Raw genomic sequence first — 14,036 nt, 5'->3', positions numbered from 1 at the left:
CTATCCGCTCAGGTGTGGTCAAGCACACCGCTACCCCGCCGCTGCGGCGATGGAGTCCCCGGCGACGGCCTCGAGCAGGTTGCCGGCCCAGGCCAGCAACGTCCGGTCCCGCAGTGGACGCGAGCCGATTCGTCCGGTTTCCGTGGGGGTCGGAACCAGCACGGTGCGTACCGCCGGCTTGACCGTCGCGCCCTTGTACAGCCTGGTCAGACGTAGGGTCTGGCTCTCGCGCAGCTCCAGCGGCGCGAAGCGGATCAGCCGGCCAGCCACGGTGATCTCGGTAACGCCGAACCGCCGGGCGAGAACCCGCAGGCCGGCGACGGCGAGCAGGTTCTCCACCGGCTCCGGCACCGGGCCGAAGCGGTCGACGAGCTCCCCACGCACCTCCTCGATGTCGCCATCAGTGACGGCGCCGGCCAGGCGGCGGTAGGCATCCAGTCTCAGCCGTTCGCTGGGCACGTAATCGTGCGGGAGGCTCGCGTCCACCGGGAGCTCGACCTTGACCTCCGGTGGCTCCTCGGTCTTGTCCTTGCGGTACTCGGCGACCGCCTCGCCGACCATCCGCACGTACATGTCGAAGCCGACGGAGGCGATGTGACCGGACTGCTCGCCACCGAGCAGGTTGCCCGCACCGCGGATCTCCAGGTCCTTCATGGCCACCGCCATGCCGGCGCCGAGGTCGTTGTGCTGAGCGATCGTGGCGAGACGGTCATGGGCCGTCTCGGTCAGCGGCTTGTCCGGCGGGAACAGGAAGTAGGCGTAGGCGCGGTCCCGGCCACGGCCGACCCGGCCGCGCAGCTGGTGGAGCTGGGACAGGCCGAACACGTCCGCCCGCTCCACGATGAGGGTGTTCGCGTTGGAGATGTCCAGGCCCGACTCGACGATCGTCGTACAGACCAGCACGTCGAACTTCTTCTCCCAGAAGGAGACCATGACCTGTTCGAGAGCATCCTCGTGCATCTGGCCGTGAGCGGTGGCGATGCGAGCCTCGGGGACGAGTTCGCGCAGCCTCGCCGCGGCCCGGTCGATCGACTCCACCCGGTTGTGGATGAAGAACACCTGCCCCTCGCGGAGCAGCTCCCGGCGGATCGCGGCGGCGACCTGCCGGGCGTCGTAGGCGGCCACCGAGGTGAGTACCGGGTGGCGATCCTCCGGCGGGGTGTCGATGGTGGAGAGCTCGCGGATGCCGGTGATCGACATCTCCAGGGTGCGTGGAATGGGGGTGGCGCTCATCGTGAGCACGTCCACCGCCGTGCGCATCCTCTTCAGCTGCTCCTTGTGCTCGACGCCGAAGCGCTGCTCCTCGTCGACGATCACCAGGCCGAGATCCTTGAACTTCGTCTCGCCGGCCAGCAGGCGGTGGGTGCCGATGACAACGTCGACAGTGCCCCCAGCAAGCCCGTCCAGGGTGATGCGCTGATCGCCCGCCGAGTTGAACCGGCTCATCGCGCGCACGTTGACGGGGAAGGCGGCATAGCGCTCGCTGAAAGTCTGAAAGTGCTGTTGGACCAGCAGCGTGGTCGGCACCAGAACGGCCACCTGTTTTCCGTCCTGCACCGCCTTGAACGCGGCACGTACGGCGATCTCCGTCTTGCCGTAGCCGACGTCACCGCAGATCACCCGGTCCATCGGGACCGGTTTCTCCATGTCCGCCTTGACCTCGTCGATCGCGGCGAGCTGATCGGGGGTCTCGCGGAAGGGGAAGGCGTCCTCGAGTTCGCGCTGCCACGGGCTGTCCGGGGCGAAGGCGTGCCCGCGTGCGGCCATCCGCGCGCTGTAGAGGCGAATCAGCTCGCCGGCGATCTCCTTGACGGCCTTGCGGGCCCGGCTCTTGCGCTTGCCCCAGTCGGCGCCGCCGATGCGGTCCAGGCTCGGGGCGTCGCCGCCCACGTAGCGCGTGATCTGCTCGAGCTGGTCGGTGGGGACGTACAGCCGGTCGCCACGAGCGTACTCAAGCAGCAGGTACTCGCGCTTCGCCCCGGCGACCGTGCGGGTGACCATCTCGACGTAGCGTCCGACGCCGTGCGCGTCGTGTACGACCGAATCACCAGGTGCGAGTGCGAGCGGATCGATGCCCTTGCGGCGCCGGCTCGGCATCCGGCGCATGTCCCGGGTGGTGACTCCACGCGCTCCGGCGATGTCGCTCTCGGTCAGGACCGCGAGGCGCAGGATGTCGCTCGTGAAACCGGTTCCGAGCTGCCCGCGGGTGACGACGGCAACGCCCGCCACGAGCTCGGCCGCTTCTGCGTACCGGGCACCCAGATCGGCCTCACGCAGCATCTCGACCAGACGCTGCGCCGGACCATGCCCCTCAGTGACGATCAGGACACGCCATGACTCGGCGAGCCAGCCCTTGACATCAGCGATCACGGAGGCCGTGTCCCCGTGGTACAGCGGAGCCGGCCGAAGACTCGCGACGACCGTGTGTTCCCCGTCCAAGGCGTCATCAACGCTGCCACCGTCGCCGGGCGACGCCGCTGCGAACGGGCTGACCGACCACCAGGGAAGACCGAGTTCGCCCGCGCGCTCGCGCACCTGCGCGAGGGTTCGGTAGGCGGCCGCGCCGAGGTCGATCGGCGCACCGCCACCGAGCGCGGCAACGCTCCAGGACGCCTCGAGGAACTCCTGGCTGGTACGGACCAGCTCACCCGCGCGGGCGCGGACCCGCTCCGGATCACAGACCAGAACATGGGTACCGGCGGGCAGCTCATCGAGCAGCAGTGACATGTGCTCGACGAGGACCGGGGCGAGCGCCTCCATGCCATCGACCGGAATGCCCGCAGCGATCTTGTCGAGCATCTCGATCAGCTCGGGATGCTCGCCGGCAAGGGCTGCCGCGCGAGCGCGAACTTCGTCGGTAAGCAGCAGTTCACGGCACGGTGGCGCGAACAGGCCGAACGGCGGCGCCCCCCGCGCAGGTTCATCGACGAGGGCTCGCTGGTCGGCGACGGCGAAGCGGCGGATGTCCTCCACCTCGTCGCCGAAGAACTCCACCCGCAGTGGATGTTCCTCGGTCGGCGGGAACACGTCGAGGATACCGCCCCGAACGGCGATCTCGCCACGCCGCACGACCAGTTCCACACGGTGGTAGGCGATACCAACCAGACGGGTGACCACATCCTCGAGGTCGGCAGTGTCGCCGACGGCAAGCTGAACGGGCGCGAGGTCGCCGAGCCTGGCCGCCTGGGGCTGGAGCACGGCACGTACAGGCGCGACCACTATCCGCGGCGCCGGTCCGGCACCCCCGTCCGGGTGCGCCAGTCGACGCAGCACGGCCAGGCGCTGACCGACCGTGTCAGCCCGCGGGGACAGCCGCTCGTGTGGCAGCGTCTCCCAGCTCGGGAACACCGCGACCAGGTCCGAGCCGAGTAGATCACCCAGCGCGGCGGCGAGATCCTCCGCCTCGCGCCCAGTGGCGACGACCGCGAGGACGGGTCGCCCGGCCCCACCGAGTCGAACGGAGCCGTCGGCGGCGGTGGATGCGTCTGCGGCCAGAGCCGCCGCGGCGAAAGGCCGCAGCGCGGCTGGACCAGCAAGATCGAGAACCGGCTCGCCTGCCGCGGTGATCCCCCGGCTCAGGGCCGGATCGCCACCCGGCCGGGCGAGCAGTGCGTCAAGCATCGGCGCAAGGGTCATGGGTCTGTCCCTGTGCCTCTCAGGAGCGGTGCCTCGTAAGAACGGTGCCTCGTAAGAACGGTGCAGCTCGGAACGTGCGTCTCGAGAACAAGCAAAGTGACGTACACCCACAGGCGACACGAAAAGTCGGCCGGGACGTCATATGCAGGGTACGACAGGATGCCCACCGGCGGTCGACGCGCCTGCGGCCCGCCGTCCCTGGCCTGATGCCCAGGGGCACGTCCGGGGACAGATCGACGTAGAGTCGACTCCCCTGGCGACCAGCCGGCCGCCCGGCACCCACACCGAGGCTGGGGGCGAGTTGTCCACCACGCGCCGCAACGTTTCGGGATCTGACGCGAGCCGCGGCGACGTCCATCAGATCGGGGATGTCGCCGAGCGGGTGGGCCTCTCACTGCGCACCGTGCGCTACTACGAGGAAGCAGGTCTACTCACGCTGGTGGGACGGACCGTGGGTGGGTTCCGACTCTATGACAGCGACGCAATCGAACGTCTGTTACTGATCCGGAAGATGAAGCCGCTGGGCTTCAGTCTCGAGGAGATGCGCGCGCTGCTGGTGCTCCGGGACGAGCTGGCCGCGCCGGGGCTCGCCACGGAGGCACGGGCCCAGCTGCGGGAGCGCCTGACGACCTGGGTGGTGCTTGCCGAGGAGAAACTGTCCTCCCTACGCGAGCAGGTCAGCGTCGCCGAGGCGTTCGTCGGCGGCCTGCACGACGACGCCGGACGCAGCAGCGCCTACTGAACCCCCCGCCCGGCTGTGCGCTTACCCCGCGGTACCGCGGTACCGCGCCCGGACCAGCGTCTGCTCTCAGCCCCAGAGCCGCTGGTAGACGGCGGCGGACGCCGGATTGAGATCCGGGTTCACGAGGGATGAGCGGACGTTGTCCATCGCCGAGTCGGAGAAGTACGCCTCATAGGCGAGGATGTCCGCGTTCTGGACGAATGTCTCGTACATCTTCTGCATGTAGACCGGGTTGTCCCCACCTGCGGCGCCCACCCGCCCCGCCTTGGTGCCCTGCCGGCTGACCACGCCCCACTCGGGCACGGAGAAGAGCTTGTTGTGGGTACGGGCGAACGTGATTACCTGACACAGGCCGGCGTCACCGTTGCACTGGTCGTCGAAGGCAGCCGCAGTGGGGCTCGACGGGTACTGGTCGTAACTGTCGACCCCGATGACGTCCACATACCGGTCACCCGGATAGAGATCGAATGCTTCGACCGAGGTGGTCGATCCATGAGCGTTGAGGTTCCAGTCGATGCGGACCGATGGGCTCGTCGACCTGACCGCCACGGACGCGTGCTGGAAGCACTGCACCCAGGCCTGCGGGTCGGTCGCCGCCCAGGCGAACCACAGGCCGTTGAACTCCCAGCCGAGCCGGACGAACGAGTCGCCGCGGCCTTGGGCGACCAGCCAGCGGCCGAACTGCCGCCAGTAGGAGTCGTAGCTGCCTGCCGCGCAGTCGGTGAGGTTCCCCCTCTGCGGTCCGGAGTCGGGGAACAACGGCTGAGTGATCACCCAGGTTCCCGCGAACCCGGCGAAGGTCGACGTGCCGCGCCCGATCCAGGGACTGGTGATCGCGCTCCAGCTGCTGCGGTCGGTATACATAACGACCACGTCGTTGGGTCGCCCACGGAAGTCCGCCCAGGCGTTCGCCTGGGCGAGTGAGTGCGCAGCCACGCCGGTCGGGAACGGCCCGGTGGTCGCCGCCCTTGCCGCGCGAGGCACGGTCGAGGCCGGGATGGACGTGGTGGTAGCCGGCTGCTCCGCGGTACCGGGCGGCGCGGCCGATGCTGTCCCCGGGGCCAGGGTGCCGCTGTCCCCCTGCCCGGAGGGCGCCAGCAGCAGAGCGGTGAACGCGGTCAGGACGAGCAGCATGGCGACCGCGACGGCGATGACCGGCAGGTGTGGGACCCGGCTGACCCCGCCCCAGTGCGCGGTGATCCAGGCCGTTGCTCTGGCGCGCGGGGAGCCCATCCGCGCGCTGGAGCGCTCGCCGGGCGGCCGAGCACCCACCGGCCTGTGGGTGACGCCCTCTCGCGCGGCGGCGCCATGGCGGCCACCCGTGGGACGGCTGCCTGTCGGACGGCCAGCCGCGTCGGGATGAGGTGGTGTGGGCATACGGGCAGGTGCGCCGGCCGGCCGGTCCGAGCGGAACCGGACACGTTCATTCCAGGCGGGTGCGGCCGACCGGGCTGGCCGGTCGGGTCCCGCCGCTGCGCGGCGAGGATCGTCTCCGCGCGGATGAGGCGGCGTACTCGGGCCCCGGGGAATCGCGCGAGTCAGGTCGGCGTCGTCCTGCCCGATCTCCCCACGAGCCGTGCCTGGGCGAACGGCGGGCGACCCGGGTCGGCGCAGGACACCGGTGTCCTCTGCGCCTCGTTCGTCCCGCCGATCCTGCTGGTCCCACACTTCCCAGCCGTCCCGCTGAGCCGCCTTGTCGGGACGAGCCCAGTCGTCGCGGCGGGCTCGCTCGAGCCGCCGGTCCCGTTCATCCAGCCCGGTCCGCTCGTCCCGGCTGGCTTGCTCGCCCTGACGGGGAGTGATCCGCCGGACGTCGAACTGCGCAATGCCCTCGTCCGTCCAGTCCGAGGACGGTCGTCGATCGGCCGACAGGCTGCGGGCGGGCGGCCCCTCGTGCGCCGAGGGCGGCACCAGCGCGGCCGGAGGTGTGCCCCGCCGGGGGTGCCCGGTGTGTCCCGCGGGACCGGCGTAGCCGCCATCGCGCCTGGGACCTGCGTCGTCGCGATCTCCCGGCCAGCGGGGGCCGTCCGGCACGGGGGGCTCATCCGCGCGGAAGCGCTCGTGCACGCGAACCACCCCAGATCGTGCTCCTTGGCGCTACGAGAATTCCTGGCGTAGCCGGCCCACGAGACTTCATCTGTCCAGCTGCGACGGACGAACCGTAACAACAACACACGAAGAGCGATATCGACGGCCTCGGCTCGTCACGGACAGCGACAGATATCCGCATCGGCATCTGCGTCCGCCTCTCCCGCTACCTCGGCACGCGTCCGGCGACCGCCGGTGCCTGCGCCTCGCGGTCCCGCCAGGAATGACGCCGGACCGCGAGGGTCAGTTGCCACCTTGACGAAGATCCGGCGCGGGGCGGGAGGACGCGGCCGGGAGGTGGAGGCCCGTACGGTACCGTTGCGGCGAAAGTGTCGGGGGGCCCGAAAGCAGGTGGTCCGCCGCCGACCTGCCCCCAACCTGACTCCGCGGGCTGCCTGGGGCGCCCCTGTCCGCGGGCATCTCGCTGCCTGCGCCCATCCGCCCCGGGGTGGCCCGACCGGGGCACGAGCACGGGAGACCCAACAGTCTTGAGCATCGACAGTGCACAGCGCACCGAGTCCGTCGACCCCGCCGACATCCCCGTCGTGATTCTCTGCGGCGGTATGGGGACGCGTCTGCGTGAGGCAAGCGAGAAGCTACCCAAGCCGCTGGTCGACATCGGCGGCAAGCCGGCGCTGTGGCACATCATGAAGACCTACGAGCACTACGGATTTCGGAAGTTCGTGCTCTGCCTCGGCTACAAGAGCGACCTGATCAAGAACTACTTCCTGGCCTATCGCGAGCAGGTCGCCGACTTCACTCTTACGCTGTCGGACGACCACACCCCTCGCTTCCACAACACCGTGGGCGACGAGAAGTGGGAAGTCACGTTCGCCGAGACCGGTCTGCTCACCGGGACCGGCGCCCGCCTGCGCCGCGTTGCGCAGTACCTCACGGGCCCACGATTCATGCTCACCTATGGTGACGGCGTCGGTGCCGTGGACGTCGCAGCGGTGCTCGCCGACCACCTGGCCAGTGGGCGCATCGGGACCGTCACCGGCGTGCGGCCCTCGAGCCGCTACGGCGAGCTGGAGACCGACGGAAACAAGGTCACCCTGTTCGCCGAGAAGCCGCCGCAGACCGGCTGGGTGAGCGGCGGGTACTTCGTGTTCGAGCGCGAGTTCCTCAACAAGTACCTCGACGACGACCCATCCCTGCTGCTGGAGCGTCACCCGCTGCAGGCCCTCGCCCGCGACGGCGAGCTCACCCTGCACACCCACGACGCGTTCTGGATGGGCATGGACACTTTCCGGGACTGGACCGAGCTGAACCAGCTCTGGGACTCCGGCGCCGCACCGTGGCGTGTCTGGGCTGACTGACCGAGTGTGGACTCACCGACCATGACCGATCCCGCCCTCGGGAAATGGCTCCACGACCTGGTCGCCGACCTGCTCCCACCGATGCGCAGCATCACCGGCGACGGGGTGCGCGCGACGCTGCGCACCGTCGCGCGTGCGCTCGGCGAGACAGACGGCGCCCCCGGCAGTGAGCTCACCGTGCACGAAGTGCCCAGCGGGACACCTGTTCTGGACTGGACGGTTCCCCGCGAGTGGAACGTCGCCTCGGCTCGGCTGGTCGGGCCGGATGGCAAGACCGTCGTCGACGCGGCCACCAATCCGCTGCATCTGCTCGGATACAGCACGCCGATGCGGGCCCGGGTGAGTCTCGCCGAGCTGCGCCCGCATCTGTTCTCCATGCCCGACCGGCCGGACTGGGTGCCCTACCGAACGTCGTACTACAACGAGAACTGGGGCTTCTGCCTGACCGACCGGCAGCTGTCCACTCTGCCCGACGGTAAGTACGAGGTCGAGATCGACACCACATTCACCGAGGGATCACTCACCTACGGTGAGATCGTGCTGCCGGGTGAGACGGATGACGAGTTCCTGATCACCACGCACACCTGTCACCCGGCGATGGCCAACGACAACTGCTCCGGCATCGCCGCGGCGACCCTGCTCGCCCGGGACCTGGCCGCGGTTCCGCGGCGGCACACCTTCCGCCTGTTGTTCATCCCGGGCACGATCGGTTCGATCACCTGGCTCGCCCGCAACCGGGAGTCTGTCGGTCGCATCCGTCACGGCCTGGTGCTGACCGGCCTTGGCGACGGTAGCGACCCGACCTACAAGCGCAGCCGACGAGGCGATGCGGCCGTCGACCGGGCCGCCGCGGTGGCGCTGGCGCAGAGCGATCGGCCATACCGGATCGTCGACTTCTCCCCCTACGGCTACGACGAGCGGCAGTTCTGCTCGCCGGGCTTCGATCTGCCGGTCGGCCGGTTCGGCCGAGGCCAGCACGGCGAGTACCCGCAGTACCACACCAGCGCCGACGACCTTGATTTCGTCACACCCGGATCGCTCGCCGACTCCTATACCCTGCTCCGGCGGATCATCGCGATCTGCGAACAGGACCGGACGTGGCGCAACACGGCGCCGTACGGAGAGCCGCAGCTGGGCCGCCGCGGCCTGTACCGGGCGATCGGCGCGACGATGAACCGGCAGGCTGTCGAGATGGCGCTGCTCTGGGTGCTCAACCTCGCCGACGGCACGCGCAGTCTGCTCGACATCGCCGAGCGGTCGGGTCTGCCGTTCGACACGATCGCCGAGGCCGCGCAGGCCCTTGCCGGCGTCGAGCTCCTCGCCGAGGTTCCCGGGGAGGCATTCGGCAAGATCGAGGTCGGCGGTGTCTGATCCTGATCCCGCCGGGCCGGTCTGGACGATCGTGCTCGCCGCCGGCGGCGGGACCCGTTTCGGCGGGCGCAAGCAGTTCTTCGACCTTGGCGGCGCGCCGCTGATCGCCCACCCCGTCGCCGCAGCCCGATCGGCCAGCGACGGTATCGTCGCCGTCCTCCCGGGGGACGGTGGTAGCTGGACGGCTCCGCCCGGCGTCCGGGTGGTGTCCGGCGGGACCACGCGCGCCGAGTCCGTGCGGGCAGGGCTTGCGGCGGTACCACCGGATGCCGAGATCATCGTGGTCACGGATGCCGCCCATCCGCTGGCGAGCGCCGCGTTGTACCGGCGGGTGGTGGCAGAGGTCCGCGCGGGTGCCGACGCGGCCGTACCCGGGCTGCCCCTGACCGAGGTCATCAAGGAGGTCCGCCCCGAGCCTGGTGGCGGGCCGGAGCCTGACGGCGGGCCGCCGCGCCTCGTCGCCGGGGCATCGCTGGTCCGCGAGACCCACCGGCTGGTGCAGACCCCGCATGCCTTCCGCGCCGCGGCGCTGCGGGACGTGCACACCGACGCCGCCGAGGCCGTCGAGGACTCGGCGATGGTCACCGCGGCGGGCGGGCGCATCGTCGTCGTCCCCGGGGAGGCCACCAACATCCATGTCACCACGCCGGACGAACTCGACATGGCCCGGCTCCTGCTCACCCACGTTCGTCAGATGCGTTCCGAGGGGGAACCCGATGAGTTCGGTACTGGTCGAGTCCACGCTGTCCGATGACGAGCGGCGGGCGAAGCTCTACCAGGGCGACCTGTTCGTCTACGCGCCGAAGCCGGCGACCCGGGAGTTCGTCGAGTTCAGCCGGGCGCTGATCTGTGAGGCGTTCGGCTCGCTCGACCCGGAGACCGCGCAGTACCACATGCCGGTCGAGGACTACGCCGCGTTGCTCTCCGAGCTCAAGCCACGTTTCATCCACCATCCGACCTGCAAGGAGCTGTTGCCGGCGATCCTCGCCGAGCACGGCTGCGATCTTACGAAGACGTACTTCGACGTGCCGCGGCTGCGCACGTCGACCTCGGACGACTACCTGACGTCCGGGATCGCCTACGCCTTCCACCCGCACCGCGACACCTGGTACTCCGCGCCGTTCTGCCAACTCAACTGGTGGATGCCGATCTTCGACATCGTGCCGGAGAACGGTCTCGCCTTCCACCCGCGGTACTTCTCCCAGCCGGTGGCGAACGGATCGCGCGACTACGACTACTACGAATGGAACGCGAAGAACCGGGCCAACGCGGCGCAGCATATTAAATCGGACACCCGGAAGCAGCCGAAGCCCGAGGAGGAGGTGGAGATCTTCCCGCAGACCCGGGTGGTGGCCCCCTCCGGCGGAATGCTCATCTTCTCGGCCGCGCAGCTGCACTCGTCGGTACCGAACAACACCGGACGGACCCGGTACAGCATGGACTTCCGCACGGTGCACCTCGACGACGTGACGAACCACGTCGGGGCGCCCAACGTCGACTCCGAGTGCACCGGAACCACCATGCGGGACTACCTGCGCGGCACCGATCTCACCCGAATCGACGAGCAGACCTGCCTGACCTACGACACCGCGCCCCCCCGTGCGGACGCGGTGCTGGTCTTCGCGCGGCCGGGCCAGTCGTGACGAGCGTACCGTTCGCCGGACGCATCGCGGTGGTGACCGGCGCGACCAGCGGCATCGGGCGGGCCACCGCCCTGCGACTGGCCGCGGACGGCGCCACCGTCCACGCCTTCGGTCGGGACCAGGAGCGGCTCGAGAGCCTCGGCAAGCAGGCGGCCGGCCCAGGCACCCTGCTGGCGGTCCAGCTGGACCTCACCGACGACGGTGCCGTCGCGGACACGGTCGCCCGGCTCGTCGAGCACCATGGCCGGGTCGATCATCTGGTGCACTGCGCCGGTGCGTACAGCAGCGCCCGGGTGGAGGCGGCCTCCCTGGCCGACCTGGACGCGCAGTACGCCGCGAACGTACGCGCGCCCTACGCGCTCACGCAGCGGCTACTGCCGGCGCTTCGGGTCGCGGGGGCGGACAGCGGTGCCGATGTGATCATCGTCAACTCGACTCAGGGTCTCCGGGCCGGCGCCGGAACCAGCCAGTTCGCCGCGACGCAGCACGCCATGCGGGCGTTCGCCGACAGCCTGCGCCAGGAGATCAACGAGGCTGGCATCCGGGTGGCCACGATCCATCTCGGGCGTACCGCGACCCCACGGCAGGAGACCATCTACGCCCGGGAGGGCCGAGCGTACGCACCGGACCTGCTCGTGCAGGCCGGAGATGTCGCCGACCTGGTCGCCTACCTGCTCGGCCTGCCCCCCACCGCCGAGATCACCGAGCTGCACCTGCGACCGGCGAAGAAGAGCTACTGAGGCACCGAGGCGAGGGGCCGAGCCCGAGGGGAGACCCGGGGCCCGTGAACGCGCCAGAGTTCACGGGCCCCGGGCCCGACCTATGACGGGGCCGGGCTCGAAGCCGCGCGAGCCCGCACCGGCGAACGGAAGGGGGCCGCCCGCCGGTTCCCGGCGTTGTGGAAAACACATTCGATGATGCTCGCCGGATGACGACGGACGGTCATAGCTCAACGACCATTTGGCCATGAATACCTGCACGCGACCGTCCGTCGAACGCCGAACGGATGCCGGTTAGACTTGCTGCCCGGACGCCTGTCGGTCAGAAAGGCCGGAAGCGGGAGACGGGAGACTCGTGGTCACCACCACCCTCACGACCAGAATTCCGCGGTCGTGGGTGATCCCGACCCAGGATGCGGGCAGCGGTCGCGCGGCCAACGAGGCGACGCTGACCGTGCTGACCGTGCTGATGTTCTTCGAGATCTTCTTCCAGCGGATCGCGCTGCCGGTCGGCGCCTCACAGGTGCAGATCATCCTGCCGATCACCTACGTCTGCCTGGCCATCATGGTGTACCGGGGCGGTCTGTCGCGGAACAACGGGCGGATGACCGGCTACCTCGTGGCGATGGCGGGCTGCTCGCTTTCCGCGCTGGCGTGCTTCCTGCGGCAGAAGGACGACACGTCCTTCACCTCGCTGTTGCTGCTGCTGGCGACGTACGTCCCGTTCGTCTACGGGCTGCGACCGGCGGACGCCCGCGCCCTGCTCCCGAGGATGCTCGACCGCTTCCTCATCATGATCACGGTGTTGGCCGGGCTGGCTCTGTTCCAGTTCGCCATACAGCTCGTCGGTGTGCCGTACACCGACGTGGTGGGCAACATCGTGCCGTCGAATCTGCTGATGCACGGCTTCAACACGTCGTACCCGGTCCAGTACGGGTCGTCGCTGTACAAGTCGAACGCCTTCGTCTGCCTCGAGGCGTCGTTCTGCTCGCAGTTCCTCGGCTTCGGAATCGTCGTGTGCGTGCTGCGCGGTGGGCACTGGTGGCGGCTGCCGATGTTCATCCTGGCGATCCTGAGCACCGTGTCCGGTACCGGGCTACTGCTGCTGGCCTGCGCCGGGGTGCTGCTCGCGGTGCACAAGGGCGCCCGGTTCGCGTTCAGTGCGCTGCTCGGCGTCGGCCTCATCGTTCTGATCATCAGCCTCACCCCGGCGTCGAGTATCTTCGCGGCCCGGGCCACCGAGACATCCTCGTCGACATCCAGCGGAAGCCTGCGCTTCGTGCAGCCCTACCAGCGGACCTGGGAGGCGCTCGGCAAGGATCCGCTGACCGTCGCCTTCGGCACCGGTCCCGGATTCGCGGACCGGGACGCGTCCGCTTTCTTCAGCCGCACCGGCCTGCCGCTGAACTACGCTCTGATACCGAAACTCGTGCTGGAATACGGCGTCGTCGGCACGGTGGTGTTCGCCAGCTTCATCGTGGCCATGTTCGTGCGCGGTTCGCAGTCGTTCGTGCTCTCCGGGTCAATCCTGATCTTCTATACTGTGCTGTCCGGCGGCCTACTGGCGCCGGTTGTCACCGGGCTCGGGCTGCTGCTGGTCGCCTGGTTCACGGTGAGTCCCGAGGACGCGGTCCGGACGCGTGCCGACGGCCTCGGTCCAGCACCACCGTCCTCACCTCCATCCACGCAGCGCAGAGCGCACGCGGGCAGCTGAGACGTTCCGCGATGGGTCTGCGCGGGCCGAACCTGGGCCGAACCCTGAAAGGCGGGATCCCGTGACCGAAGCCGCGGACCGCTGGACCGCTGTGGACGACTTTCTCGTAGGTGCCCTCGGCACCGAGGACGATGCTCTGCGAGCAGCCCGCGCCGCGAGCCACGCGGCCGGTCTCCCCGCGATCGAGGTGACCGCGAGCCAGGGCGGCCTGCTCTCCCTGTTCGTCCGGATGGTCGGCGGGCGCCGCGTACTCGAGATCGGTACGCTCGGCGGCTACTCGGCGATCTGGCTCGCGCGTGGCGTCGGCACCGGCGGCCGCGTCGTCACTCTGGAGATCGAACCGAAGCACGCTCAGGTCGCCCGGGAGAACGTCGACCGGGCCGGCGTCGGCGACGCCGTCGAGATCCTCCTCGGCCCCGCCGCCGATTCGCTGGACACCCTCATCGCCGCCGGCGGCGAACCGTTCGACCTGGTCTTCCTGGACGCGGACAAGCAGAACAACGCCCGCTATCTCACCGCCGCGCTGCGGCTGACCCGTCCGGGCAGCGTCATCGTCGTCGACAACCTGGTGCGCGGCGGCGGCGCGCGGGCAGCCGCCGAGGGCGGTTCGGACCCCGCTGCCGACGGCGCCCGCGAGCTGCTCGACCTCGTCCGCAAGGAGCCCCGCCTGACCGCCACCGCCGTACAGACCGTCGGTGGCAAGGGTTGGGACGGCTTTCTGCTCGCCTACGTCGGCTAGGTCGGGCCTCAGGTCCCAGGAAAGCGATGGGGCCCCCGGGGGGGCCCCCCCCCCCCGGCCCCCCC

General features: G+C 69.7%; 10 protein-coding genes. 8 read left to right on the top strand and 2 right to left on the bottom strand.

What is annotated here, in order from left to right:
- Positions 1-30: 30 nt before the first annotated feature.
- The gene (gene mfd, locus MXD95_RS03160; RefSeq protein WP_250638991.1) at positions 31-3,636 is read right to left on the bottom strand and encodes a transcription-repair coupling factor; all 3,606 of its coding nucleotides are present in this window, start codon (positions 3,634-3,636) and stop codon (positions 31-33) included.
- 301 nt (positions 3,637-3,937) lie between these two features.
- On the opposite strand from mfd, the gene MXD95_RS03155 reads away from it, so the two are divergent.
- Positions 3,938-4,378 carry a MerR family transcriptional regulator gene (locus tag MXD95_RS03155; RefSeq protein ID WP_250638990.1) on the top strand — a complete coding sequence of 147 codons (441 nt, stop codon included), beginning with the start codon at positions 3,938-3,940 and terminating at the stop codon, positions 4,376-4,378.
- A 66-nt stretch (positions 4,379-4,444) separates the two neighbouring features.
- On the opposite strand, the gene MXD95_RS03150 is transcribed toward MXD95_RS03155, so the two are convergent.
- Complete coding sequence (locus MXD95_RS03150; RefSeq protein ID WP_250638989.1) at positions 4,445-6,412, bottom strand: glycosyl hydrolase; 1,968 nt, start codon at positions 6,410-6,412, stop codon at positions 4,445-4,447.
- Between the two features lie 542 nt (positions 6,413-6,954).
- Here MXD95_RS03150 and MXD95_RS03145 point away from each other — a divergent pair.
- From MXD95_RS03145 to MXD95_RS03115, 7 genes are all read left to right on the top strand, one after another.
- Complete coding sequence (locus MXD95_RS03145; protein ID WP_250638988.1) at positions 6,955-7,785, top strand: sugar phosphate nucleotidyltransferase; 831 nt, start codon at positions 6,955-6,957, stop codon at positions 7,783-7,785.
- A 21-nt stretch (positions 7,786-7,806) separates the two neighbouring features.
- The gene (locus MXD95_RS03140; protein ID WP_250638987.1) at positions 7,807-9,156 is read left to right on the top strand and encodes a DUF4910 domain-containing protein; all 1,350 of its coding nucleotides are present in this window, start codon (positions 7,807-7,809) and stop codon (positions 9,154-9,156) included.
- Positions 9,149-9,910 carry an IspD/TarI family cytidylyltransferase gene (locus tag MXD95_RS03135; RefSeq protein WP_250638986.1) on the top strand — a complete coding sequence of 254 codons (762 nt, stop codon included), beginning with the start codon at positions 9,149-9,151 and terminating at the stop codon, positions 9,908-9,910. The genes MXD95_RS03140 and MXD95_RS03135 overlap by 8 nt, the downstream gene beginning before the upstream one ends.
- The gene (locus MXD95_RS03130; protein WP_250638985.1) at positions 9,873-10,799 is read left to right on the top strand and encodes a phytanoyl-CoA dioxygenase family protein; all 927 of its coding nucleotides are present in this window, start codon (positions 9,873-9,875) and stop codon (positions 10,797-10,799) included. The genes MXD95_RS03135 and MXD95_RS03130 overlap by 38 nt, the downstream gene beginning before the upstream one ends.
- Entirely contained in the window at positions 10,796-11,539 is a 744-nt protein-coding gene (locus MXD95_RS03125; RefSeq protein WP_250638984.1) for an SDR family oxidoreductase, read from the top strand. Before MXD95_RS03130 ends, MXD95_RS03125 begins: the two co-directional genes overlap by 4 nt.
- 334 nt (positions 11,540-11,873) lie before the next feature.
- Positions 11,874-13,232 carry an O-antigen ligase family protein gene (locus MXD95_RS03120; protein ID WP_250638983.1) on the top strand — a complete coding sequence of 453 codons (1,359 nt, stop codon included), beginning with the start codon at positions 11,874-11,876 and terminating at the stop codon, positions 13,230-13,232.
- Positions 13,233-13,293: 61 nt separating this feature from the next.
- Positions 13,294-13,971: an O-methyltransferase gene (locus MXD95_RS03115; RefSeq protein ID WP_250638982.1), complete on the top strand. Its 678-nt coding sequence runs from the start codon at positions 13,294-13,296 to the stop codon at positions 13,969-13,971.
- The last annotated feature ends 65 nt before the right edge of the window (positions 13,972-14,036 follow it).

This window comes from Frankia sp. AiPa1 (genome assembly GCF_023243075.1).
Classification (GTDB): Bacteria; Actinomycetota; Actinomycetes; order Frankiales; family Frankiaceae; genus Frankia.
This window is presented reverse-complemented; position numbering and strand designations above follow the sequence as displayed.

Excerpts from the sequence above, each read along its gene's own strand:
- MXD95_RS03130 (WP_250638985.1), top strand. The coding sequence starts at position 9,873 with ATGAGTTCGGTACTGGTCGAGTCCACGCTGTCCGATGACGAGCGGCGG.
- mfd (WP_250638991.1), bottom strand. The coding sequence starts at position 3,636 with ATGACCCTTGCGCCGATGCTTGACGCACTGCTCGCCCGGCCGGGTGGC.
- MXD95_RS03140 (WP_250638987.1), top strand. The coding sequence starts at position 7,807 with ATGACCGATCCCGCCCTCGGGAAATGGCTCCACGACCTGGTCGCCGAC.